Raw genomic sequence first — 22,210 nt, forward strand, 5'->3', positions numbered from 1 at the left:
TGGGGTATTTATTTATATAAAAAAATTAAATGAACAAGTTCACTTGACCGTCTTGCGCCTCACCTAAGTAAGCCGCTACACCGCCATACTCGACTTCTTGTAGAAGCTCTCCTTCATTCAGTCCTAGCAAATCCATTGTCATCGTACAGGCAATCAATCGCACGTCCTGCTCTATTGCCATATCGATCAATTGTGGTAATGTCATCGCGTTATGCTTTTTCATTACTTGCTTGATCATCTTAGGACCCATTCCTGCAAAGTTCATTTGGGATAACCCCATTTTATCTGCCCCACGCGGCATCATTTTCCCGAACGCCTTTTCAATAAAGCTCTTATTACTTTTAATCGGTTCGTCTTTGCGCAATGCATTCAATCCCCAGAATGTATGAAAAATTGTTACTTCATGATCATACGCTGCTGCACCGTTCGCGATAATATAAGCCGCCATCGCCTTATCATAATCTCCACTAAATAATACAATCGTTGTTTTCTTTTGCTCTGTCATGTTCTCGACCCTTTCTATTTGAAAAATCATTTCGCCAAATACCTATGGGGGTATATTATATGTTATAAAAAAAAGAGTCAAGTGATGTTGCTCATCGACTCTTTACTAGAAGATCTACCGCTTCACTAATGATGGATTCATGTGTACGCTCATCTGCTTCATCTAAGTTTTCAATACAGGCAATCAAATTGGAGCTCACGATTACACCAATTGTACGGTCAATAGCAGAACGACTGGCCGATAATTGCGTGATCACTTCTTTACAGTCCTTGCCCTCTTCCATCATACGCAAGACACCTTTGATTTGACCCTCGAGACGTTTTAATCGATTTTTGACTTTATCATCGTATTCCATATCGCTCAACCTCCTTACTGTTAGCTTTATATTATACCCCCTGAGGTATAATGTCAACCGATTGATTTGTATGTCGTCAGTACGATTCTATCTTTGACAATAGGACCAGTCAACTTCCAGAAATGTTTCCTGGCAAAACTTGCTCATTCGACATAATTCTAGTATGATGAATAATTTCCCGAAATGTGTTATACTAGTTCTAGTAAGCTATTGTACGCACTTTCCGTCTGATTTTAATGACAAATTACGACAGACTAAATTCCATACTACTGAAGGAGTTGATTCGATTGGCATTCCCACGAAAAGATCGTCCAGTTTCTGATTTTGTAGCATCACGGTATGTAGACGAAGTCATATCTTTCAACCGTAATGAACATGAAGTTTCCGGAACTATACACAAGATTCTCGAAAACTCCGTCATTGTGAAGATTTCTGAAGAAGACGCAGAAAATATTGGAGCAGCTTCCAACATGACTGTCGTTGCACACAAAAATTACACAGTTCAATAATTGTTTGTTCGATGCCTTGCAGATTAATGCAAGGCTATTTTTTCACATAAAAACCAGTCACAGCCGCAGGTCATTCACTAAAAAAACGTGTATTGGAGATGATTGATTTGATTAATCATACAAATATAGATTTAACGCAAACAACCTCACTAAAAGGGACTTTACGTATTGGCGCTTCGCCAGTTATTTCGCAAGCTATTTTACCCGACGTACTCACTCGGCTACACGCGAAGTATCCCGACATGCGACTCGAACTAACAACTGCCCCTTCTTCTGACATTGCGCAATTACTAAAAAACCATAAGGTGGACGTTGGTTGCAGTGAACTTGACAACCTACCATCGTCTGAAGCATTTATGCAAGACGAACTAGTACTTCTTGCTTCTTCTACGCATCCACTTGCACGTAAGAGAAGCTCGTCCATCCTAGATTTGCAAAATACACATTGGATTTTACCTGATACGGAAGATCCTAGCCGTCTATTAATTGATCAATCGCTTAAACAGTATGGAGTACAAGTACAGCCTACTATTATGAGCTCGCCGGAAAGTATCAAACAAGCCGTTCTTAGTGGGCTAGGCATCGCTATTATGTCGCGCCACAGTTGCAAACAGGAACTCGCAAAAGGTGATCTAACCATACTCGATTATAGAGTTGCGCCAATCAAACGTGCTTTTTATACAGGAACCCGCTCTAAGACGAATGAAGTACAAGCATTCCTCAGCGAACTCAAAGCCTATTGCCGTCTATGGCAAGTCAACTAGCCCTCTTCTAAGCTCTCGTTTGCTACGCCAGTTCACAAGGAATATTCCTAGACTGATGAGCATGCCTCCTAAAATCAATGACATGGATAACTTCTCATCCAACAGAACCCATCCCGACAATGTCCCGAAGAATGGTGCCAAAAACAAAAACGCGCTCGTTCTCTCGGGATTTCCTGTCTGCAATAAATAAAACCAAATAGAAAACTGTACAATGGATGCGGCAATCGCAAGCCATCCTAAAATCGCCAATGACAATGGATTCGCTATGAAAAACGGTTCTTCGAGTACAAAACTCGCTATAAATAAGATCAATCCACCAAATAGCATTTGATATGCAGTCATCACCCACGTATCAAAACGATGGCCATGTACTTTGACGAGCAATGTCGCACAAGCCCATGCTACTGCAGATAAAAACCCTAACACCGTACCAATCTCCCAGTTTAAATGACCGCCCATTGTAATGAATACCCCAAACAAACCACAAATAACGCCAACCCATTGTTGCAAGCGGTAATGAATTTTCAATACTAGCGTCCCGATGACAACGACAAGCAACGGATTTGTAAATGTTAAAATAGATGTTTCACCTGACGTGATCGTACGAAGTGCCATAAATATACATCCCATGACGGCAGCTGTCTGCAATGAACCAATCAGCACTAGCCACTTCCACTCTCCGAACGTTTTCGGATGTGGCTTTTTTAATATCTTTACTACCACTGCCATGATGACGCCTGCAATGGTAAAGCGCAATGCTACTAGCAATAACGGTGAAGAATATTCCAATCCGATTTTCCCAATAGCAAATGACGAGCCCATTAAAGCGGTCGTAATGACAACTAAAATGCCAAATAAAAATTTATTCATCCAGTTCCCCTCCCTCTTTCGACTTTACAGAGAGGGCACGCCGCATTTGCATACTATCGATTAACACTTCAATAGCTGGTGGCATATAACGCTTATCCAAATAAGTTAGATACACTGTACGGGTCAACGTCTTTGAATTGGTTGTTTTAATGACAATGGTTGGGTCAGGTCCGTGCGCAAAATACTTTTGTGGAATAATTGAAATCCCAATATTCTCCCTTACAAGTTCTACAATCGTTTCAAAACGCTCTACTTCGTAACATATATTCATTCGCACTCCTTCTTCGGCAAACGCAGCAAAAATATCCTGTCTCGTTTGCAACCCAACACTCGTGACAATGAATGCCTCATCTTCTAGGTCGGCTAGCGTAATGGAATCCTTGCCCGCCAGGCGATGTTCAGGATGCATGACAACTGCCAATTGCTCTTGGTACAAAGGTATTGAGACAATATCCGAAGCTTCTATAAATTGATTGGTTAAACAGACATGGACAGCGTACTGACGGAGCGCTCGCTCAACATCCCCACGGCCTAATACTTCTATTAACTTCACATGCATCGATGGAAACTCCTGGCGATAGGCAAGTAATATAGAAGGAAGCCAATTTTTCACGGATTCAATCATCCCGATCTGCACACTTCCACTGCCTGTCCACTTCACTTCTTTAATCTCTTGCTGTAAAATATCTGCCTCATGGAGAATATGTAGTGCACGCTCATAAATTACGCTACCCGATTCCGTGAGTTGGACACGTTTAGTCGTTCGTTCGAGTAACTGAAATCCGACTTCTACCTCCAAGTTCTTGATCGCTTTGCTGAGCGAAGGCTGCGAAAGGTGAAGTTTTTTAGCCGCTTCAGAAAAGCTGGATTGTTGCACCACCATGACAAAATACTGCAATTGCTTGAATTCCATTCATCTCACCTCCACTTATAGCCTGCATGCATGAATATATGAAAAACATGTATTAGAATTAATAAGTACAAACCAGTATAGTAAGAATATCACGTTGGAAAGGGTGAAGTATATTGTTAATTCCATCAAATGAAAAATACTGGTCAGGCCGTACTGATAGCGAGACTGACAGAGCTGCATTCCGAATGCATCAAATCATCCAATTTTCCGAATTAAAAGAAAGCGCTACCAATAAAACTTGTACCCTCATCGGATTTTCTTCAGAAGAAGGTGTACGTCGAAATAACGGCAGACTCGGTGCTGCAGAAGGACCGAATGCCTTACGTAACGAACTAGCGAAACTACCTTGGCGTTTGCCTGCTGATCATCAACTAGTTGATGTAGGTACTGTCGTATGTGAGCAAGGTCAGCTAGAACAAGCGCAAGCTGAATTAGGCACAGTCGTTCAAAAGAGCCTTCTCCATCATACGAAGCCCGTTATTTTAGGCGGCGGACATGAAACCGCTTACGGTCATTATACAGGAGTTCGAGATTTCCTTGGCCCTGACGCAAAACTCGGTGTCATAAATATTGATGCGCACTTCGATTTGCGTGGCTACGATGAACAACCTTCTTCAGGCACGATGTTTAAGCAGATGCTCGACGCCGATCCGCATGTTGACTACCTCGTGCTAGGTATTCAAGAATTTGGCAACACGGACGCATTATTTGCAGAAGCCGATGCAAAAGGCGTGACATATGTCACAGAACAAGAAATTTCGACAAGTCCTTTAGACGATACATTACAAAAAATACAGTTATTCATTGATAAACAGGATGCTATTTTGTTAACATTGTGCTCGGATGTCCTGAACTCTGCGTATGCACCAGGTGTAAGTGCGCCTTCTCCCTTCGGATTGGATCCGTTGATTGTACGCTCTTTCATTCAGACTGTTGCATCACATAAGAAAACCCTTTCATTCGACATTTCCGAAATAAATCCGTCACTTGATCATCATAATCAAACGGTTAAGCTGGGGGCCTATCTTACAAATGAAGCAATCTTTGCATTGCTGGGAGGTCGAATCATATGACAATTGAGCTAAATCAAATCTCTACGCTGTTTTTAGCGTTAGCTCTCCTAACACTGGGTACGATGTTAGTCCGTAAAGTCGGCTTTCTCCAGAAATTCTGTATACCTGCCCCTGTTGTTGGCGGTTTACTATTCGCATTTTTAGCGACTATTTTAAAGTACTTCAATTTACTAAGTTTTACATTGGACACATCATTGCAAAATTTATTTATGTTGACGTTTTTCACAACAGTCGGTCTTGGCGCTAGTTTTCGTCTGATTCGTCTAGGCGGAAAATTATTGATGATCTACTGGGCAGCTTGTGGCTTCTTAGCACTAGCTCAAAATGCCATAGGTGTCTCCATGTCCTACATATTCGGTTTGCATCCGTTGATCGGTATGATGGCTGGTGCTGTCTCCATGGAGGGCGGGCACGGTGGTGCAACTGCTTACGGGGAAACGTTAGAAAGTCTAGGGATTGATTCTGCATTATCTATCGGTATTGCAGCAGCTACTTTTGGACTCGTAGCAGGCGGTCTAATCGGTGGTCCAATCGTTAAATACTTGATCAATAAACATGATTTAAAATCCACAGAAGTCCAATATGAAGAAGCGTACTCCGTGGAATCATTGGAAAAACCTATCAACACGGATAACTTCCTAACACAGACGTTATTGATTACTCTTTGTATCGCAGGCGGTACATTTATCGGGGATCTGTTCTCTAGTGCCACTGGTTTCGTCATGCCAGGTTATGTAGGCGCGATGTTCGTTGCAGTTATCGTTCGTAATATTGTGGATCGCGTGAAGGAAGATGCGGTTCATATGACAAGCATCAATTTGATCGGCGACGTTTCACTCGGTATTTTCTTATCGATGGCGTTAATGAGCATCAAGCTGTGGGAAGTTGCAGATTTGGCGCTTCCATTGTTACTAATCGTCTTTGTACAAGTGATCTTCGTCGCGTTGTTTGCGATCTTCATCCTGTTCCGTTTACTCGGTAAGGATTACGATGCAGCCGTTATGATTGCTGGTTTCGCAGGCCACAGTTTGGGAGCGACGCCAAATGCGATGGCCAACATGGCAGCTGTTACAGGACGCTATGGCCCGTCACGCAAAGCCTTCTTGATCGTGCCTATCGTAGGCGCCTTCCTCATAGACGTCGTCTCGATGCCGATCATCATCACTACGATTAATATATTTGCTTGAGCGTAAATGAAAGCAAAATCTAAATCTAACGTTTTCTACACTTAAGATATTACTTGTGAGTGCGAAGGGATTGAAGCTCCAGCTGGGGACGCTTTCCGGAGGGCGTGGCTTGAGCCTCCTCGTCGCAAAGTGCGCTCCTGCGGGGTCTCAAGGCGCACGCTGATCCTCCCGGAGTCGCCCCAACTTCCGCTTCAATCCTACCTAACGAGTGGGGGTACTTATATCGCTCATTGTAGGTAGTGTGTGAATTATTGTTGTGTTCCAACTTATTTAAGTTCAAGGACTGATCAAGTTCTAGATCAAAACTAATTACAAGGCTAGTTTTAATGCACAACAATAAGTGTCAACCACTTGCTATGCAAGGGATTGGTGCTTAGGAGGGGCGACTCCTAGGGGATCAGCTCGACAGATGAGACAACCAAAGGGAGCTCGCGACCTGGTTGGCTCATCGCGAGCCCCCAGGAAAGCGTCCCCTCCGTAGCACCAATCCCAACCCCAACACCAATTAACCTTACACCATTCCCAAGAACCGACGCTCTCGGTTCTTTTTTCATTCGTTTTAAGCGAAATATTCACACACCTCTGTTAAAATGAAAACATTAATTCGTCTCTTGAGAGGAGCCTGCTACATGAAAGAAGAACTGATCGAACGACTCATCCGCTACGCTAAAATTGACACTCAATCCGACGCTGCTTCGGACACGACACCGTCCACCGCAAAACAATGGGATCTGCTGCGGGTGCTTGAAAAAGAAATGACCGACATCGGTCTTGAGGAAATCTCGGTGGACGAAAACGGCTACCTATTCGGCACCCTACCAGCTAACACTGACAAACAACTGCCAACAGTGGGCTTCCTAGCGCACGTCGACACCGCGACTGATTACACAGGTACAAACGTCAACCCTCAGCGCATCGACAACTATAACGGTAAAGATATTTCATTGAATGAAACAACCCTTATGAGCGTACAAGCATTTCCTGAGCTTAACAACTACCTCGGCCACACGTTAATTACGACGGACGGTACGACTTTACTTGGTGCTGATGATAAAGCCGGTATCGCGGAAATTATGACAGCTATGCATTATTTAGTTGAACATCCCGAAATCAAACATGGCAAAGTGCGTGTCGGCTTCACACCCGACGAGGAAATCGGACGTGGCCCCCATAAATTTGACGTAGAACGATTTGGCGCAGATTTCGCTTATACAATGGATGGTGGACCGCTTGGAGAACTTCAGTATGAAAGCTTCAATGCTGCAGGCGCGGAAGTCACGTTCAACGGAACGAATGTGCATCCAGGAACTGCAAAAGACAAAATGGTCAACTCCCTATTGATTGCGGCAGAATTTCATCAAGCTATGCCGGAACATGATATCCCGCAAGAAACAGAGAACTATGAAGGCTTTATTCATTTGATGGAAGCGAACGGTTCCGTAGAAAAAACTACCTATCAATATATTATTCGTGACTTTGACAAGAGTTCTTTTGAATCACGCAAACAACTCTTACATGACACTGCTACGCATTTAAAAGAGAAGTATGGTGAACATACGATAGAGTTGACAGTAACGGATCAATACTTCAATATGGGCGAGAAGATTACCCCTGTTATGGAAATCGTCGACGTAATGGCGGATGTCTATCGTAGTCTCGATATTGAACCAAAAATCGCACCGATTCGTGGCGGGACGGATGGTTCACAACTTTCCTATATGGGAATGCCAACGCCAAACATCTTCACAGGCGGTGAAAATTACCACGGTAAATACGAATTTATCTCAGCGGACAATATGGTGAAAGCTACACAAGTCATTATTGAAGCGCTGAAACTTCAAGAACAGCGAGGTTAAGTGTATGAGGGCAATTGGAATTGGCATATTATCCGCCCTCTTTTTCGCGGTGACTTTTGTGCTGAATCGGTCCATGGAACTCGATGGTGGTAGTTGGATGTGGAGTGCATCATTGCGTTATTTCTTCATGGTGCCATTCCTAGTGGTCATCGTAGCCATGCGTGGGGGCTTATCTGGCGTAAAACGAGAGATGACTGCAGCGCCTTGGCTCTTTTTCATCTGGAGTTTCGTAGCATTCGTGCTGTTTTATGGTCCGCTGACGTTTTCAGCCGGATATAGTCCGGGGTGGCTCGTTGCGGGAACATGGCAAATGACCATCGTTGCGGGTGTGTTGCTAGCACCCTTCTTTACATTTCAAACTACGACAGAAACTGGTGAAATGCGCACAATCCGTCACCGCATTCCTGCGGCATCATTGGTCATTTCATTGATCATCTTAGTCGGTGTTGTGCTGATCCAGATTCCACATGCAGGGAGCGTCTCGACGAAAACGATACTTCTTGGTACCTTGCCGCTAGTCATTGCTGCATTCTCCTACCCGCTCGGCAATCGAAAAATGATGAATCTAGTCGGTGGACGGCTCGATATGTTCCAGCGTGTACTGGCGATGACACTGATGACGATACCGATTTGGTTACTACTAGCGGGCTATGCAATGATAACTGTCGGCTTGCCTTCTCTAAGTCAGATCGTGCAGTCATTAATTGTCTCAGTCAGTTCAGGCGTGATCGCCACTTCACTATTCTTCATGGCGACGGATATGGTGCAACATGATCAAGGAAAATTGGCAGCTGTCGAAGCTACACAGTCCGTCGAATTAATTTTCGCCATGCTTGGTGAGATGCTATTGCTTAGCTTGCCATTGCCGGGCGCACTATCATTAGTCGGCGTGCTAGTAATTATCGGAGGCATGTCGTTGCATAGTTATCAAACTTCATTGGCCGCAAAGAACGTGTAGAAAAGGGTTGTCCGATGAGTCAGTTACTGACTTGTCGGACAACCCTTTTTCAAACTTCACGTTCTTTTATTTGTGGTGGAATGCGTTTTTTCAATAGTTGTGGTCTGACTTCCGACAATAAAATCGCAATAAAGATAATGAGTGCACCCAGGAACATGCGGAACGTCAATATTTCATAGGCAAGGGCTACAGAGAAAATCATGCCCCAAACTGATTCTGTTGATAATATAATGGCTGCTTTCGTCTCCGATAAGTGTTTCTGCCCAACTGTTTGCATCAAGAATGCCAGAGTCGTAGAAAATACAGCTAAGTACAGCACCGAACTTATACCCTGTGGTTCCAAGGAAAATGACATCTCGCCCATTCCGATGACGGTTACGCAACTAATCACGGCGGCGACAACCATTTGCAATAGCGTTAGCAAAATAGCATCTTCCGTGCGGACAAATCGTGCCGTGTAGAAAATATGAAATGCGAACATCACAGCACAACCAAGCGTCAGTAAATCGCCTATGTTAATAGTGGTTGACCACTGCAACGATAAAACCGCCACTCCAATCAGTGCCAATACTGCTCCAAACAATTCAAATGTATCCAGCTTCCGCTTATATAAAATCCACGCGATAAACGGAACTATCACTACATTGACACCGGTTAAAAACGCATTTTTTGAAGGCGTTGTAAACTGTAAGCCTACGGTCTGCAATGCAAATGCCGCATACAGCAAAACGCCAAGCAGTGCGCCTTTCCATAAAATCGACTGATCTATTCGAAGTAGACGTTTATGAAAGACGATACTAAGTAACAGCGCCCCTATTGTAAAACGTACAGCTAAAATTTGATACGGTGTGTAATATTCTAAAGCGAGCGCGCTCATCACAAAGCCGCTCCCCCAGATGATAGCGGTGATCGTCAATCCAATCTCACCTATGTATTTCCTCATGTCCTTCACCATACTTCCACTAGTCAGTGCTATTATTTTAGCATGATTTTCTGTCAGATTATAGCTGAATTCCTACAAACTCCAAATACAATCCTTAATTCAAAGAACATCGATAAATGGTATTCACTCAGACTTTAAGGGGCACACGTTCCTTCCAAAGCGCCAATCGCTAACAGTCTTGCTACATCAAAAAAGAAGCCATCACTAGAAGTCACAAACATCATGACTTCTCGGACAGCTCCACCAACTATCAATCTTCGTATAACCCAATCTCTTTAATCGCACGCTCGACAAGTGACGGATCAACAGACTTATCGAAGTCGATTTCACCACGTATCGCCCCGTTCGCTTTGTACATCTCATACTGTTTTTTAATATCATCAATAAACATCTTGCCGTTCGGATCGAGTCCCGTCACGAACACTCTTTCCCATAACTCAGGATCTTTTAGCGCCGTGTGTTTCACCATGATGTCTATAATCTCATCTTTACCTTGATCTTTAAAGAACGCGTCGTTATAGTCACGCACCCCTTTTAGATAGGCAGCCATAAAGCGTAACGATAATTCTTCATTCGCCATGAATTGCGGTGAAGCCAACACCATAGCGATCTGCGATTCAGGCGCGTAATCAGTGGCGTCTCCGAAACGTACGTGAAAACCTTTATTGACACCCTGCGCGATAAGCGGTTCAATATTCAACGCAGCATCAATTGTTCCTGAATCAATCGCTCCAAGCATCGCACCGAAGTCCGCGATATGCACATATTCTACATCCTCTTCCGTCAAGCCTGCATGCTTCAGCATCTCTTCATAGATATACCCATCAATGGAGTTACGGGACGATACCGCAATTTTCTTTCCTTTAAAGTCGCTGTACTCCTTGATTTCATCAACCATATGATTACCGATAACAAAACTGAAATAGGACTTGCCGGGCATATTATGGCCTTTATCCGCGATGATTCGTACGTCAATTCCCTGAGCGATCGCGTTAAAGAATGATGCGGTCGAAACGCCACCTGCGATATCTACTTCGCCAGCGGCTAGTGCAGGCAACATATCATCGCTGTTTGCAAAGTCCGCAAAATCTACACGTATATTATAGTCATCAAAATAGCCCTTTTCTTTCGCAATATAGAAACCTGCTCCAGAAGCAGCTCCATCTTCCGCTATGAATACTTTCGCCTGCTTTTCAAGTGGTGCCAAATCACCTGATGCCGGCTTGCCATCATTTGTTACGGGTTTCACTACTTCTTTCGGAGAACATGCCCCCATCATCAATACGATCGATAATAGGCTGAACAATCCCGCCTTCTTTATCCACTTCCCCACATCATCTCTCCTTTTATCACTTATTCCCTTGATTTTAGTACTTCCTCTTGCAAGTGACGCCATATATCAATGAATTTTGCGGCCATTTCTGGATCTTTCCGCACATCCTCCATCTTCCTCGGCCTCGGCATATCGATAATGATTTCTTCAATGATCTTCCCGGGTTGGGCTCCCATCAACAGAATCCGATCACTGAGCAATAATGCTTCATCGATACTATGTGTAATGAACAACACGGTTTTCTTTGTCTCTGCCCAAATACTTAATAACTCTTCCTGTAATATAAAGCGATTTTGTTCATCGAGTGCACCGAACGGTTCATCCATCAATAAAATCTCAGGATCATTCGCAAAAGCCCTCGCAATACTCACGCGCTGCTTCATTCCGCCAGACAATTCCTTTGGGTAGAGCGAAGCAAAGCGTTCCAACCCCGTCTTCTTCAAGTAAAAGTCCGTTCGTTCAGTAATGAAGGCTTTTGGTAAGTTTCGCATTTTTAACCCAAAGGCTACATTTTCACGTACCGTCAGCCACGGAATAACACCGCGTTCCTGGAATACCATCGATTGCAACGGCCGGTCGTTCGTTTCTGTTGCAATCGTAAAACTTCCGACACTCGGCTGTTCCAGTCCAGCCAGAATACGTAACAGCGTCGTCTTACCGCATCCACTCGGACCAACGATACAAACGAATTCTCCTTCATCTACCGTTAGGGAAATATCTTCAAGCGCGATGACACTGCCCTGTTTCTTATAAAAAGCTTTCATTAACCCATCTACTGTAATCTTTGGCTTCCCCTCCATTTCATTCACCTCCATGGCAATAATTTATTTTGAAGCGCGCGCAGAATAAGCGAGAATAAATAACCGAAAAAGGAGATGAGTATTAATCCCACATACATTTCGGGCAATAAGAAAGCTTTATAGGACGTCCATATCAAATAACCAATCCCAGAAGTTGCTCCCATCATTTCTGCTGCCACGATCGTCAATAGCGCAATTGCCTGCCCCATCTGGATTCCTTCGAGCATGACAGGAAGTGCTCCAGGAAGCGCAATTTTAAAGAAGAAATTCCATTGGCTCGTTTGATAGTTATTGGCAACATCCAAATAAATTTTATCAATATTCAATACACCCGCCGCCGTATTAATGACAACTGGGAAAAACACACTCCCGGCAATCGTCACGACCTTTGACAAATCTCCAATTCCAAATAAAATAATGATGATTGGCAATAATGCCAACGTCGGAATCGGCATAAGAGCCATGACAATCGGTTGAACGAAATGACGGATTGGAGAATATAATCCCATCAATAAACCGACAATGATCCCAGGTATAACGCCTGCCAAAAATCCAATGAAAATCCGATATAATGAGACACCAACATGTTTCGCCATCACGCCGCTCACAACCATGTCATAAAAGGTTTGCACAATCGTACTGGGCGGCGGGAAAAAGCGAATATCCAAGATACCCGTTCTCGACATCACTTCCCATAGCACCAGCAGGAATAACGGTGACACAATCGTCAACAACTGCTTGCCGCGTTCTTTGCGTTGCCGCAACTTCCATTCCCTTTGCTCCACCTCAAATGATTCATTGCGAGCCAATTCTTGAGTCTCCACTCTTCACCACCTCTTCACTGCCTATTGTATGTAAAGGCCTAGTAAACTGGTTGGGCAGGTATCACGTTCGGGTTGTTTCCACAAAGTAGTTTGATTATACTGAAGCTATGACTACACTTACATCAGACCAAATCAGAGAATTGAATAGTTACAGTGTCTACTTGGAACAGCCAGCACATCCCGTATTCACGCTAGCGGACGTACTAGATTCCTCAAAAGTACAGAGTATCGTCCAAGTCGCCCAGACCGTCAGCCAAAGTCCGAATGAAGTCGTCGCTACTTCGTTCTTTGTACGCCGACTCGGTATGTTTTTCGCCATGCAGCTTTATAATTTAGCTGCATACGATGAAATGTGGAACGGATTGGCAGAAAATTTACGGTTCGGTGCCCGGGAAGAGTTCGGCAATAAGACGATTAGCATTTTTGTCGATAGCGCAGATTGGGAAATAATCGATGACGAAAACCGACAAGCGCATATTCGTCGAGTGCTGGATGATGCACATGCAGTGATTACATCATTGCGTAGCGTGGTGCCCATATCTCCACTTACCTTATGGGAGAATATCTTCGGCTTCTGGCTCTGGCAATATCATGTATTATTGTCTGATCCAGGATCGGAAATGGAAGCAAGAGAAGATTTGGAGACACTAAAAAACGACACCACATGGACGGGTATCGCGGATCACTCACGTTTCGCAAGCTATTTAAACGGTGCCGAACCATCCGCCTTATTGAATACGACAGTTCGCAAAACCTGCTGTTTCTCTAAAGATGTACCCGGGTTGATGCGTTGCGGCTTTTGTCCATTACCGTGAAAAAACAGGCTTTCGCTCAATACGCGAAGGCCTGTTTTCAACGTTTTCGGTAAGCATGATAGGATTGTTTCGTCGAATAGATAATGCCCATTGCCGCACCACTATAAAAAAAACCCATGAATATTCCTGCAGACAAATTCTTTGGATGACTGATGAATATAGATATAGCGAGCGCAACTACCGTGGCTACTGTAGAAAGCCAACTTAGCGGCACTTTAAAAAACCACTTGGCCATCAGTACCACAACCAAAACAACTGGAACACCCCACATCGCATCCCACACATTGGTATGAATAACTGGAAATTCCGTCAGCATCCGCTAACACCCTTTCGTTTTTGTTAGGATGTGCAGTTTTGCTTTATTTATCCACAAAAAACCTCCTAGCCAAAAGACTAGGAGGTTATTTTTATCGCTACACATTCTTCGTGGCGGCTTCACTAATTTCTTTTCGCATTTCATAAATATTTTGCACAATCACTTTACCGACTGCATAGGCAGGCACAGCTACTAAAATCCCTAGGAATCCTGCAAGACTTCCCGCCACTAATAATACCGTAATAATCGTTAGTGGATGAATATCGAGTGATTTCCCCATAACGTTCGGCGTAATTAGATTACTGTCGATTTGCTGCGCGACTAGCGTAACGACTCCGACCCAAATAACTAATTTAGGTTCCTGTAAATACGCAATAACTAAAGCAGGAGCGACCGCAATCCATGGCCCGATAAACGGAATGATATTCATGAACAAAGCAAGAATTGCCAGTAGCAACGCGTACTCAAGTCCTATGATGGAGTAACCAATCAATATAATCACTGCCAAAATAGCACTGATGAGTAATTGTCCTTGAATATAAGAACGTAAAACTTGATCAATATCTTCCAACGTCTTCTTTACCCATATACGTCGCTTACCGGAGAATACATTGTAAATTCTCGGAGCAAGTTTTTCATGATCCTTCAACATAAATAGGAAGAAGAATGGTACAAGTAACAATAACGCTACGGCTTGTACGAATGACTGCACAAATTGTACGAACCATTTGCCAAATGTTACTGCGAACGTTTGAATGGATTCGACTGCTGAATTCAAGGATTCCTGCAATCCTTCCGGTAAATTATCTTTTTGATTAATCGCTTTATCTTTTAGCTGCTCTAGCTGATGGGTGAGAGCTGGCCCATTATCCACCAAATTATTCACTTGTTTTGTCACCATCGGTCCAATGATTGCGACTAAAATCCAAATAACAGCTACGAGTATGAGCATAATCGTTATAATACTTCCCCATCTTGGCATCTTTTTCTTTTCCAAGTATTGCTGGATCGGTACTGTTATGTAATAAAGCAGTCCACCGAAGATTAATGGCATGATTATCGTTTGTAAAATGACACCAACTGGTCTGAAGATATAATTTACTTCTAAAAAGAATTTCGTGATTAACAATGCCAGCAATATACCGACACCTACCTGAAACCACACCTTTTTCGTCAAATGCTCACTTCCCTTCTATTTTAATTTATATAGTTAGCTTTATTATACTAGGTTGGATCACTTGTGTCGAAAATTCTTTCGGTCTTTTGCTATACAATACCTCTTTATTTTCACACTGTATTGCAACAATAATTGTCTAACTATGCGAAAAAGTCTTAATTCCCCTTGTCCTAGCCGAAATTACTCGGTAAAATGGTTCTGTCTTGATATATTACAATTCTTCAAGAAATAAAACGTAGAAAGGAAGGGATCTTAATGTTACAACAGACTTGGAATCGTCTTTGGTCGTTACATGATCAAGTTAAAGATGTCTTCCGCTTTTTCACTGCACCCGACTCTTCCGAAATGGTAAAAGGTGGACAAGGTGGAAAAAAGATCGGCGTGAATCACGAAGGTGGAGGCAGAGACTTTCGCAGTTATTCAGCTACACAGCTCATTGGACTAGTACTTGGTCCTTTACTCTTTTCCCTTATTTTACTGTTCTTCAAACCTGCTGATTTATCTGCAGCCGGTATCGCTATTTTAGCTAGTACCGTATGGATTGCGGTTTGGTGGATTACGGAAGCTATACCAATTCCAGTTGCTTCCTTACTACCACTCGTTCTGTTCCCTATGACAGGCGGCCTAGAAATGAAAGACACGGCATCTTCTTATGGAGATGAAACGATTTTCTTATTTATGGGTGGATTTATGATCGCACTCGCACTCGAAAAATGGAATTTACATCGACGAATTGCACTAACAATTATTTCTGCCATCGGTACAAATATGGACAAAATTGTTCTTGGATTTATGGTAGCTACCGGATTTCTGTCTATGTGGATTTCTAATACCGCAACCGCGATGATGATGGTACCGATCGGTCTGGCGATCATTACACAAGTATCGGTTGCCTTGAAAGACGATACTTCTATCGATACGTCTAAAGAAAACTTTGGTTTCGGCAAAGCGTTGATGCTCGGTATTGCCTACTCCGCTTCATTAGGCGGGGTTGCAACATTGATTGGTACTCCTCCGAATACACTGCTTGCAGGAGCTGTCAATAAAATCTATGGCATCGAGTTGTCATTTGGCAAATGGATGTTATTCGGTGTACCTTTCGCGTGGGTATTCATCTTACTAACTTGGTGGTATTTAGTGAAAATTATCTATAAATCCCCAGTCAAAACATTACCCGGTGGACGTGAAGTCATCGATAACGAAAAGAAACTGCTTGGACGTCCTTCTATTGAAGAGATTATGGTCTTCATCATCTTTGCATTAGCTGCTTTCTCATGGATTACGCGCTCGTTCTTCCTATCGAAATTTATTGACGGCTTAAGTGACGGTGTCATTGCGATTGTGTTTGCGATGATTTTGTTCATCATTCCGTCTGTCAATAAAAAAGGTGATCACTTGCTAGATTGGAATACGGCAGTTAAATTACCTTGGGGTATCTTACTTCTATTTGGTGGTGGACTGGCCATCGCAGCTGGCTTTGTCAGCAGCGGTCTGTCTGAATGGATCGGAGCTCAGCTAATTGGATTGAAAGGTGTGCCGCTCATTGTCATTATTTTAATCGTGGCAACACTGGTCATCTTCTTAACGGAAATCACATCGAATACCGCAACAGCTTCCATGATGTATCCAATCATGGCTTCATTGGCACTTGCACTCGGTTTCCATCCATACGCATTGATGATTGCAGCAGGTGTAGCAGCATCTTGTGCGTTCATGCTACCCGTTGCCACCCCGCCGAATGCGGTCGTTTTCGGATCAGGTTATCTGCGGATTCCTGATATGGCAAAAGCCGGCTTCGCACTGAATATAGTCGGAGTCGTGCTAGTAACACTTTGTATTTACTTCTTGCTTCCATTACTATGGGGCATCGATTTACAAACCATTCCAGAAGTATTTAAAGACTAAAACAAACCAGATGCCAGGATTTATTCCGAGCATCTGGTTTTTCATTTACTATGCTTTACTCAACACTCTGCGTCGTAATCGGATTAGCAGTACGTAGACTACGGGCACAACCGCTGAAAAAATAGCGAGACCTGTCCAACCGGAATACTGCCAAATGGGTGTTACAAGGGTACTTCCTGCCGCCATCCCAATATAATAAGAAACGAGGTACAAGCTGGATGCACTTCCTTTATGATGCGTTGCTTCTTTACTTACAGAAGCCGCAGTTAAAGAATGGGCAGAGAAAAAGCCGAGACAGATCACACAATAACCGATAATAATTAGTGGTAATGTAGTTGGAATAGTTAGAAGGCAACCGATTGCCAGTAGAATAACACCAACAAAACGGACAGGATTCATACCTACTTTACTGGCAATGGAGCCAGCCAGCGGTGCTCCAATAATGCCAAATGCATAAGCGAAGTAGATGTAAGATACTTCATCAAGCGTCATCGAAAATGGTGAAGCCGTCAAATGGAAAGGCAGAAACGTCCACATACCGGTAAAGCTCAGCTGCAGTACAATACCAAGTCCAAAGACAATTAGCAAAGCTGGATTCTTTAAATGAATACCGAAACCTTCCATGTCTTTCTTCATTGACTCTACACTCGGCTCGAAGTGAATGGATTTCGGCAAAAAGAAGAGTAAGAAAATGAATACCGCCACGCCTATGATCGTTAGGAGTTGAAGTGACAGTTCCCATGACCAGCGTTCTGCCAAATAACCTGTTACAAAACGACCAAGCATTCCACCTGTGCCATTGAATGAAATATACAGAGCAGTTGCCACGCTCACTACCCGCTCATTGATTTCTTCATTAATATAAGCGAGTGCGGCAGCCAATACACCGGCCATCGCAAAACCCTGTATAAAACGGAGTACAAGGATAATAGTAAAAGAACTCGTCAAAAACATAGGAATAAATAATAATGCCGTGACTAATACAGAGATTTTCACAAAAACGGATCTGCCCAGTCGGTCAGAGTAAAACCCGAGAATCACCAATCCGAAAATCAGACCTATTGTATTGACGGACATAGCTAAACTGGCAGTGGATACTGAGACATTAAATTGCTTTGTTAAAATAGGTAGCAAAGGCTGTATAGCATACATTGCGGCAAAGATTAGCACTGATGCAATGCCTAGCCCGATGACAATGCGCCAGAATCGAAGCTCGCGAATTGTTGATTTTGCTTGTAACTTCATGATGACACTTCCAGTCCCTAAAATGCGAATAATGAAATTATATCACTACACTAAAAATTTAACAGGAAATAGTAAAGTACTTATTAAAATTCTCTGTATATTATTTGTTTGAAAAGCCATCCTACCATTTGGAGGTGTTAGACAAATGAACAAAATGGCGATGACAGCTGTCGGACTTGGTGCACTTTACCTCATGCGAAATAAGCAGTCACGGGAAAAACTTATGGAGCAAATTAGTAACCTTTCAGGAATGAACAGTAATCCGTAATGCCAATCATTTGCATACACCCGAAAAAACCGGAACCTCTAGAAGGTTTCCGGTTTTTCATTCCCTTAGTAATCTTTCCGACATTAATTCGGATGTTTTCTCTTTTTGAAAGTGGGTATTTATATACTAACAAACGAAATGGAGGAGATAATATGAGTAACAAAGATCACGGTACAGAAGATAAATTAAAAGGAATTGGCAACAAAGTTAAAGGTAGCGTAAAAGATACCGTAGGCGATTTAACTGACAACACTAAAATGCAAGCTGAAGGTAAATGGGACAAAGCAAAAGGCGCTGCACAAGAAAAGATCGGTGAAGCGAAAGAACACTTCAGCGACGACGAAGCACACCCAGGAAAATAATATGTGGGATAACCCAGTCTGTTGCTCAATCAGCAGGCTGGGTTTATATAGGCATATAAAAAGAAGGATCTTCCATTACGATGGGAGATCCTTCTTTTTCATAACTGGTCTGTACCTATTCGCGGACTATTTGGAATAGGGTTGCCTTCTTCATTCGAATTGCTATCCAGATTTTCTCCGCTGTTTGTTTGCTGTTGAGCACTATCATGTGGATCTATGGACCGCGCTCGTTCTTCATCTGTCAGTTGATCGACAAACAACGCGATCCCGCCTTCTTTTAAATCATTATAAAATGTCTTGGATTCCTGTTTTGTAAAACCCATTTTAATAAAGATCGTCAGCATTTCATCTTTACTATTGAACAAACGACGCGTATGATCCCAAAACGATCCTTCCTGAATACCAATTAACTCAATTTCAGAATCACTTTCCAATACTTTTAGATCATCCCGCACATTAGAGACCGCACACATATGATGTTTCTTAAAACCTTTCGCTTCCAGTTCAGTTATTTTATAAAGGACATTGTCCACTGAATGAAATGTGCCCTCGTATTGTTTATTAGCCATTATCGCACCTCCCTTTCACGAACACTATGCTATACTTCTACCCACTGAAGAACGACTTCACACATGATTCTAAATACTTTGCCCGTATCTTCCCATGCATAGTTCTTCATTTCTTGTACAAGCTATTTGTATCACAGTGAAAAGGAGTGGTTGATTAGTGGATATAAAAAAGAAGCTGGAATCTGAAGCTTCAAACATGGGTGGAGAAAAAAAAGAGCAGATTTTGCAGAACTTCAATCATTTTAAAGGGTATCTTGCTGAAAAGGTGGAAAAGGGTGAAAATCTTGGATTGAGTGATGAACAATTGGCGAAGACAACTGAATTTATTGCCAATTACTTATCACGCCATGAGGAACCGAGAAACCGTGAGCAATACTTATTACAGGAATTGTGGGATTCCGGCTCTAAAGAGGAGCAACATTCTTTGGCACATATGCTTCTGAAAATGGTTCGCCAAGCATAATAGGAGGCGATAAGACGTGGCATCAACAGACAACCCAAGCCCAAAATATCATCCGAATACGTATCGTTTGATTCAGACACATCCTGAAAATCTACAGACCAATACAGTTAGTTTGTTCGATTTGCATGAAGATATGCAAACAGTCGACTCCATTTCTTTACCTGATCAGCGAAAAGATCTTATGAAAGAAAAAATCAACCACTCCCCTCGTTTTAGTGGCGGTAGCTCGTCTAACGACTATGGTGCACCCCACTGATTTACCGATAAAAGCTGTACAGTGAAAACTTCACTGTACAGCTTTTCCCCGTTTATTTGCAGTGCTTGTCGATATTTCCCGGGAAATGCAGAAATTATTATGCAGTCCGAATATTCATTTCCATGATATACTATGAACCGACGGAAATGGAGGTTATGCGGATGAAACTCTGGATGTATCCGCTGCTCGTTGTATTTGGAGCTGCAAGTTACGGAATTTTATCAACGATTATTAAATTAGCTATTCAAGATGGCTTCACCGCTTCAGAGGCAGTGACGAGCCAATATTATACAGGTTTTCTATTAGCACTTATTATTTTTATCTTAGTTAAACGTGGCGTCCCGACACTTCGTGGAAGTTTTCCAGTCTTAATTGCAGGATTATTCACAGCGATTACTGGGACGGTGTATGGAAAAGCAGTTGAATACATGCCCGCTTCATTGGCGGTCGTATTACTCTTTCAATTTACATGGATCGGAATGCTGTATGAATGTATAGGAGCGAAGCGTCTACCCAAACAATCTGAAGTGGTGTCGCTTGTCTTTCTATTCGGCGGAACAATTTTAGCTGCTGGATTGATTGACGTCGATGTAAGCGGGATTCCATGGCAAGGTTGGGCGTGGGGACTTGCTGCCGCCTTTAGTTTCGCGGCATTCGTTACAGCGAATCAGAAGCCAGTGCCTGGGATGGATGTAGTGACACGGTTGTTCTTAATGTCATTTTACGCAGCCATTGTTATTACATTTTTCCAGTCTCCAGAAATTTTATGGAACGGTATGTTGGGTGATGGTTTATGGATTTATGGTGCCATTTTAGGTGTGTTCGGCATCGTTCTGCCCATTTTCTTGTTTTCAATCGGAGTGCCGAAAGTCGGTGCGGGTATGTCTTCTATTTTAAGTGCTGTTGAGTTGCCTGTGGCGATTATCGCTTCGATGCTGTTGCTTGGCGAAAGGTTAACTTTATTGCAGTTTCTCGGCATTTTCCTAGTGTTATTCGGGATGACTTGGCCTGCCATGTTGCAACGTTTTGCGATAAAGAGGAGATTACGGTTAAGACAAGCGGAGTAAACAGAAAAATGAATAAAACAAACGAGACTTCACTGGATTAGTGAAGTCTCGTTTGTTTTGTATACCGACCAAATCATTATAGCGAACGTATAAACGTCACCAAGTCTTGCTGATTCTCTGGCGTTACGCCATGTCCGTCAGCATATGTCTTAAACGTAACATTTGCTCCGAGCGATTCGAAATACTCCTTGCTTTCCACTCCCGATTGGGATGGAATGACGTAATCATAGTCACCATGGGAAATGAATATATGTTGATTTTCCACAGACTGTATTGCGTATTCATTCTTGACGAAATCAGGTACGTACCCGCTAAGTGCCACTACGCCATGGGGTGAAGGTATCAACGTTACCCCCAATGCTTGTGCAAGTACAGCTCCCTGGCTGAAACCGATGACCGTCAAATGCTCGGGGTCTAGATCATACTCCTGGATGGCTTCGCGAATGAATGATTGGATGTAGACGAGTACTTTATCGAATACTTCACGAACCGGCTTTCCTTCTTCTTCAATTGTGAAAAATGCATAGCCTGGCTTATGAACGATGGGTCCTCTCAAACTGAAAATATGATGGGTATCTTTAAAGTCTTTGACTAGTTGTGGTAAATCTCCTTCATGACTCCCCATTCCATGAAGTAAAAATAGTGCAGATTGTTTCTCTGCTGCATTCGTTGGCTTTGTATGTGTAAAAGTAAATGGTGATTTCAAAGTCATTCTCCCCTTTTCTCTTCATTATGCCACTAGTTTACCATAGAAAAAAGCGCCTGCCACTTTATGCGACAGACGTGTTAAACAGCTCGTTTCATTTCTGGGTTGGCTAATACTTCATCCTAGTTGATTATGCCATTTTTAATTTGATCACGCGTTTGGTAAACTCTT

At 42.8% G+C, this 22,210-nt stretch carries 26 protein-coding genes; 13 read left to right on the top strand and 13 right to left on the bottom strand.

Translation table 11 applies throughout. The features are described from left to right. Positions 1 to 25: 25 nt before the first annotated feature. A complete protein-coding gene (locus CSV68_RS10120; RefSeq protein WP_099634248.1) occupies positions 26 to 505 on the bottom strand; it encodes a DsrE/DsrF/DrsH-like family protein in 480 nt (159 codons plus the stop codon). 91 nt (positions 506 to 596) lie between these two features. Beyond that, positions 597 to 860, bottom strand: coding sequence for a metal-sensitive transcriptional regulator (locus tag CSV68_RS10125; protein ID WP_085427859.1), 264 nt, complete (start codon positions 858 to 860; stop codon positions 597 to 599). A gap of 287 nt (positions 861 to 1,147) precedes the next feature. Here CSV68_RS10125 and CSV68_RS10130 point away from each other — a divergent pair, with 287 nt between their 5' ends. Beyond that, a complete protein-coding gene (locus CSV68_RS10130; RefSeq protein WP_099631988.1) occupies positions 1,148 to 1,369 on the top strand; it encodes a DUF2187 family protein in 222 nt (73 codons plus the stop codon). A 107-nt stretch (positions 1,370 to 1,476) separates the two neighbouring features. After that, on the top strand, positions 1,477 to 2,133 hold the full coding sequence (locus tag CSV68_RS10135; protein ID WP_158233509.1) for a substrate-binding domain-containing protein: 657 nt from the start codon (positions 1,477 to 1,479) through the stop codon (positions 2,131 to 2,133). On the opposite strand, the gene CSV68_RS10140 is transcribed toward CSV68_RS10135, so the two are convergent. Both CSV68_RS10140 and CSV68_RS10145 read right to left on the bottom strand, forming a co-directional pair. Further along, on the bottom strand, positions 2,116 to 3,003 hold the full coding sequence (locus CSV68_RS10140) for a DMT family transporter (protein ID WP_099662054.1): 888 nt from the start codon (positions 3,001 to 3,003) through the stop codon (positions 2,116 to 2,118). The two genes, CSV68_RS10135 and CSV68_RS10140, sit on opposite strands and share 18 nt — an antisense overlap. Further along, on the bottom strand, positions 2,996 to 3,916 hold the full coding sequence (locus CSV68_RS10145) for a LysR family transcriptional regulator (RefSeq protein WP_099662055.1): 921 nt from the start codon (positions 3,914 to 3,916) through the stop codon (positions 2,996 to 2,998). The genes CSV68_RS10140 and CSV68_RS10145 overlap by 8 nt, the downstream gene beginning before the upstream one ends. A 113-nt stretch (positions 3,917 to 4,029) precedes the next feature. Between CSV68_RS10145 and hutG the strand changes: the two genes are divergently transcribed. From hutG to CSV68_RS10165, 4 genes are all read left to right on the top strand, one after another. Further along, positions 4,030 to 4,989, top strand: coding sequence for a formimidoylglutamase (hutG, locus tag CSV68_RS10150; protein WP_099662056.1), 960 nt, complete (start codon positions 4,030 to 4,032; stop codon positions 4,987 to 4,989). After that, positions 4,986 to 6,176 carry a sodium/glutamate symporter gene (gltS, locus tag CSV68_RS10155; protein WP_099662057.1) on the top strand — a complete coding sequence of 397 codons (1,191 nt, stop codon included), beginning with the start codon at positions 4,986 to 4,988 and terminating at the stop codon, positions 6,174 to 6,176. Before hutG ends, gltS begins: the two co-directional genes overlap by 4 nt. A gap of 629 nt (positions 6,177 to 6,805) precedes the next feature. Next, on the top strand, positions 6,806 to 8,032 hold the full coding sequence (gene pepT, locus CSV68_RS10160) for a peptidase T (RefSeq protein WP_099662058.1): 1,227 nt from the start codon (positions 6,806 to 6,808) through the stop codon (positions 8,030 to 8,032). Between the two features lie 4 nt (positions 8,033 to 8,036). Next, positions 8,037 to 8,990 (top strand): DMT family transporter, encoded by a 954-nt coding sequence (locus CSV68_RS10165; RefSeq protein WP_099662059.1) that lies wholly within the window; start codon positions 8,037 to 8,039, stop codon positions 8,988 to 8,990. A 49-nt stretch (positions 8,991 to 9,039) separates the two neighbouring features. Here CSV68_RS10165 and CSV68_RS10170 read toward each other — a convergent pair whose 3' ends face one another. From CSV68_RS10170 to CSV68_RS10185, 4 genes are all read right to left on the bottom strand, one after another. Beyond that, positions 9,040 to 9,933, bottom strand: coding sequence for a DMT family transporter (locus CSV68_RS10170; protein ID WP_099634256.1), 894 nt, complete (start codon positions 9,931 to 9,933; stop codon positions 9,040 to 9,042). A gap of 250 nt (positions 9,934 to 10,183) precedes the next feature. Next, positions 10,184 to 11,212 carry an ABC transporter substrate-binding protein gene (locus CSV68_RS10175; RefSeq protein ID WP_199168492.1) on the bottom strand — a complete coding sequence of 343 codons (1,029 nt, stop codon included), beginning with the start codon at positions 11,210 to 11,212 and terminating at the stop codon, positions 10,184 to 10,186. Positions 11,213 to 11,286: 74 nt separating this feature from the next. After that, positions 11,287 to 12,066, bottom strand: coding sequence for an ABC transporter ATP-binding protein (locus tag CSV68_RS10180; RefSeq protein ID WP_099634257.1), 780 nt, complete (start codon positions 12,064 to 12,066; stop codon positions 11,287 to 11,289). A gap of 5 nt (positions 12,067 to 12,071) precedes the next feature. Next, a complete protein-coding gene (locus tag CSV68_RS10185) occupies positions 12,072 to 12,890 on the bottom strand; it encodes an ABC transporter permease (RefSeq protein ID WP_099634258.1) in 819 nt (272 codons plus the stop codon). A 107-nt stretch (positions 12,891 to 12,997) separates the two neighbouring features. Between CSV68_RS10185 and CSV68_RS10190 the strand changes: the two genes are divergently transcribed. Further along, positions 12,998 to 13,705, top strand: a complete 708-nt coding sequence (locus tag CSV68_RS10190; RefSeq protein ID WP_099662060.1) for a hypothetical protein — start codon at positions 12,998 to 13,000, stop codon at positions 13,703 to 13,705. A gap of 37 nt (positions 13,706 to 13,742) precedes the next feature. Here CSV68_RS10190 and CSV68_RS10195 read toward each other — a convergent pair whose 3' ends face one another. Both CSV68_RS10195 and CSV68_RS10200 read right to left on the bottom strand, forming a co-directional pair. After that, positions 13,743 to 14,021: a hypothetical protein gene (locus tag CSV68_RS10195; protein ID WP_099634260.1), complete on the bottom strand. Its 279-nt coding sequence runs from the start codon at positions 14,019 to 14,021 to the stop codon at positions 13,743 to 13,745. Between the two features lie 97 nt (positions 14,022 to 14,118). Then, a complete protein-coding gene (locus CSV68_RS10200; protein ID WP_099634261.1) occupies positions 14,119 to 15,198 on the bottom strand; it encodes an AI-2E family transporter in 1,080 nt (359 codons plus the stop codon). A 255-nt stretch (positions 15,199 to 15,453) separates the two neighbouring features. Here CSV68_RS10200 and CSV68_RS10205 point away from each other — a divergent pair, with 255 nt between their 5' ends. After that, on the top strand, positions 15,454 to 17,103 hold the full coding sequence (locus CSV68_RS10205) for an SLC13 family permease (protein WP_099634262.1): 1,650 nt from the start codon (positions 15,454 to 15,456) through the stop codon (positions 17,101 to 17,103). A 48-nt stretch (positions 17,104 to 17,151) separates the two neighbouring features. On the opposite strand, the gene CSV68_RS10210 is transcribed toward CSV68_RS10205, so the two are convergent. Continuing rightward, a complete protein-coding gene (locus CSV68_RS10210; protein WP_099662061.1) occupies positions 17,152 to 18,348 on the bottom strand; it encodes an MFS transporter in 1,197 nt (398 codons plus the stop codon). A 145-nt stretch (positions 18,349 to 18,493) separates the two neighbouring features. Here CSV68_RS10210 and CSV68_RS17530 point away from each other — a divergent pair, with 145 nt between their 5' ends. Next, a complete protein-coding gene (locus tag CSV68_RS17530) occupies positions 18,494 to 18,616 on the top strand; it encodes a hypothetical protein (protein ID WP_255397532.1) in 123 nt (40 codons plus the stop codon). A 152-nt stretch (positions 18,617 to 18,768) separates the two neighbouring features. Further along, entirely contained in the window at positions 18,769 to 18,978 is a 210-nt protein-coding gene (locus tag CSV68_RS10215) for a CsbD family protein (RefSeq protein WP_099634264.1), read from the top strand. A gap of 98 nt (positions 18,979 to 19,076) precedes the next feature. Here the strand turns inward: CSV68_RS10215 and CSV68_RS10220 are convergent, their stop codons facing one another. Next, complete coding sequence (locus tag CSV68_RS10220) at positions 19,077 to 19,547, bottom strand: YflT domain-containing protein (protein ID WP_099634265.1); 471 nt, start codon at positions 19,545 to 19,547, stop codon at positions 19,077 to 19,079. A gap of 157 nt (positions 19,548 to 19,704) precedes the next feature. On the opposite strand from CSV68_RS10220, the gene CSV68_RS10225 reads away from it, so the two are divergent. The 3 genes from CSV68_RS10225 to CSV68_RS10235 all read left to right on the top strand — a co-directional run bounded on the left by CSV68_RS10225 (position 19,705) and on the right by CSV68_RS10235 (position 21,333). After that, complete coding sequence (locus CSV68_RS10225) at positions 19,705 to 20,010, top strand: DUF3243 family protein (RefSeq protein WP_483315675.1); 306 nt, start codon at positions 19,705 to 19,707, stop codon at positions 20,008 to 20,010. 16 nt (positions 20,011 to 20,026) lie between these two features. Further along, entirely contained in the window at positions 20,027 to 20,266 is a 240-nt protein-coding gene (locus CSV68_RS10230; RefSeq protein ID WP_099662062.1) for a hypothetical protein, read from the top strand. Positions 20,267 to 20,421: 155 nt separating this feature from the next. After that, positions 20,422 to 21,333, top strand: coding sequence for an EamA family transporter (locus tag CSV68_RS10235; RefSeq protein ID WP_483315676.1), 912 nt, complete (start codon positions 20,422 to 20,424; stop codon positions 21,331 to 21,333). A gap of 76 nt (positions 21,334 to 21,409) precedes the next feature. Here the strand turns inward: CSV68_RS10235 and CSV68_RS10240 are convergent, their stop codons facing one another. Further along, positions 21,410 to 22,039: an alpha/beta hydrolase gene (locus CSV68_RS10240; RefSeq protein WP_099634307.1), complete on the bottom strand. Its 630-nt coding sequence runs from the start codon at positions 22,037 to 22,039 to the stop codon at positions 21,410 to 21,412. Between the last annotated feature and the right edge of the window lie 171 nt (positions 22,040 to 22,210).

Origin of the sequence: Sporosarcina sp. P29, from assembly GCF_002743265.1 — a bacterium.
Lineage (GTDB): Bacteria > Bacillota > Bacilli > Bacillales_A > Planococcaceae > Sporosarcina.

What these genes read in the sequence shown, in the direction of transcription:
- CSV68_RS10120 (WP_099634248.1), bottom strand. Translation starts at nt 505, where the DNA reads ATGACAGAGCAAAAGAAAACAACGATTGTATTATTTAGTGGAGATTAT.
- CSV68_RS10220 (WP_099634265.1), bottom strand. Translation starts at nt 19,547, where the DNA reads ATGGCTAATAAACAATACGAGGGCACATTTCATTCAGTGGACAATGTC.
- CSV68_RS10165 (WP_099662059.1), top strand. Translation starts at nt 8,037, where the DNA reads ATGAGGGCAATTGGAATTGGCATATTATCCGCCCTCTTTTTCGCGGTG.
- CSV68_RS10235 (WP_483315676.1), top strand. Translation starts at nt 20,422, where the DNA reads ATGCGGATGAAACTCTGGATGTATCCGCTGCTCGTTGTATTTGGAGCT.
- CSV68_RS17530 (WP_255397532.1), top strand. Translation starts at nt 18,494, where the DNA reads ATGAACAAAATGGCGATGACAGCTGTCGGACTTGGTGCACTTTACCTC.
- CSV68_RS10175 (WP_199168492.1), bottom strand. Translation starts at nt 11,212, where the DNA reads ATGATGGGGGCATGTTCTCCGAAAGAAGTAGTGAAACCCGTAACAAAT.
- CSV68_RS10170 (WP_099634256.1), bottom strand. Translation starts at nt 9,933, where the DNA reads ATGAGGAAATACATAGGTGAGATTGGATTGACGATCACCGCTATCATC.
- CSV68_RS10215 (WP_099634264.1), top strand. Translation starts at nt 18,769, where the DNA reads ATGAGTAACAAAGATCACGGTACAGAAGATAAATTAAAAGGAATTGGC.
- CSV68_RS10180 (WP_099634257.1), bottom strand. Translation starts at nt 12,066, where the DNA reads ATGGAGGGGAAGCCAAAGATTACAGTAGATGGGTTAATGAAAGCTTTT.
- CSV68_RS10210 (WP_099662061.1), bottom strand. Translation starts at nt 18,348, where the DNA reads ATGAAGTTACAAGCAAAATCAACAATTCGCGAGCTTCGATTCTGGCGC.
- CSV68_RS10190 (WP_099662060.1), top strand. Translation starts at nt 12,998, where the DNA reads ATGACTACACTTACATCAGACCAAATCAGAGAATTGAATAGTTACAGT.
- gltS (WP_099662057.1), top strand. Translation starts at nt 4,986, where the DNA reads ATGACAATTGAGCTAAATCAAATCTCTACGCTGTTTTTAGCGTTAGCT.
- CSV68_RS10125 (WP_085427859.1), bottom strand. Translation starts at nt 860, where the DNA reads ATGGAATACGATGATAAAGTCAAAAATCGATTAAAACGTCTCGAGGGT.
- CSV68_RS10145 (WP_099662055.1), bottom strand. Translation starts at nt 3,916, where the DNA reads ATGGAATTCAAGCAATTGCAGTATTTTGTCATGGTGGTGCAACAATCC.
- CSV68_RS10140 (WP_099662054.1), bottom strand. Translation starts at nt 3,003, where the DNA reads ATGAATAAATTTTTATTTGGCATTTTAGTTGTCATTACGACCGCTTTA.
- pepT (WP_099662058.1), top strand. Translation starts at nt 6,806, where the DNA reads ATGAAAGAAGAACTGATCGAACGACTCATCCGCTACGCTAAAATTGAC.
- CSV68_RS10195 (WP_099634260.1), bottom strand. Translation starts at nt 14,021, where the DNA reads ATGCTGACGGAATTTCCAGTTATTCATACCAATGTGTGGGATGCGATG.
- CSV68_RS10205 (WP_099634262.1), top strand. Translation starts at nt 15,454, where the DNA reads ATGTTACAACAGACTTGGAATCGTCTTTGGTCGTTACATGATCAAGTT.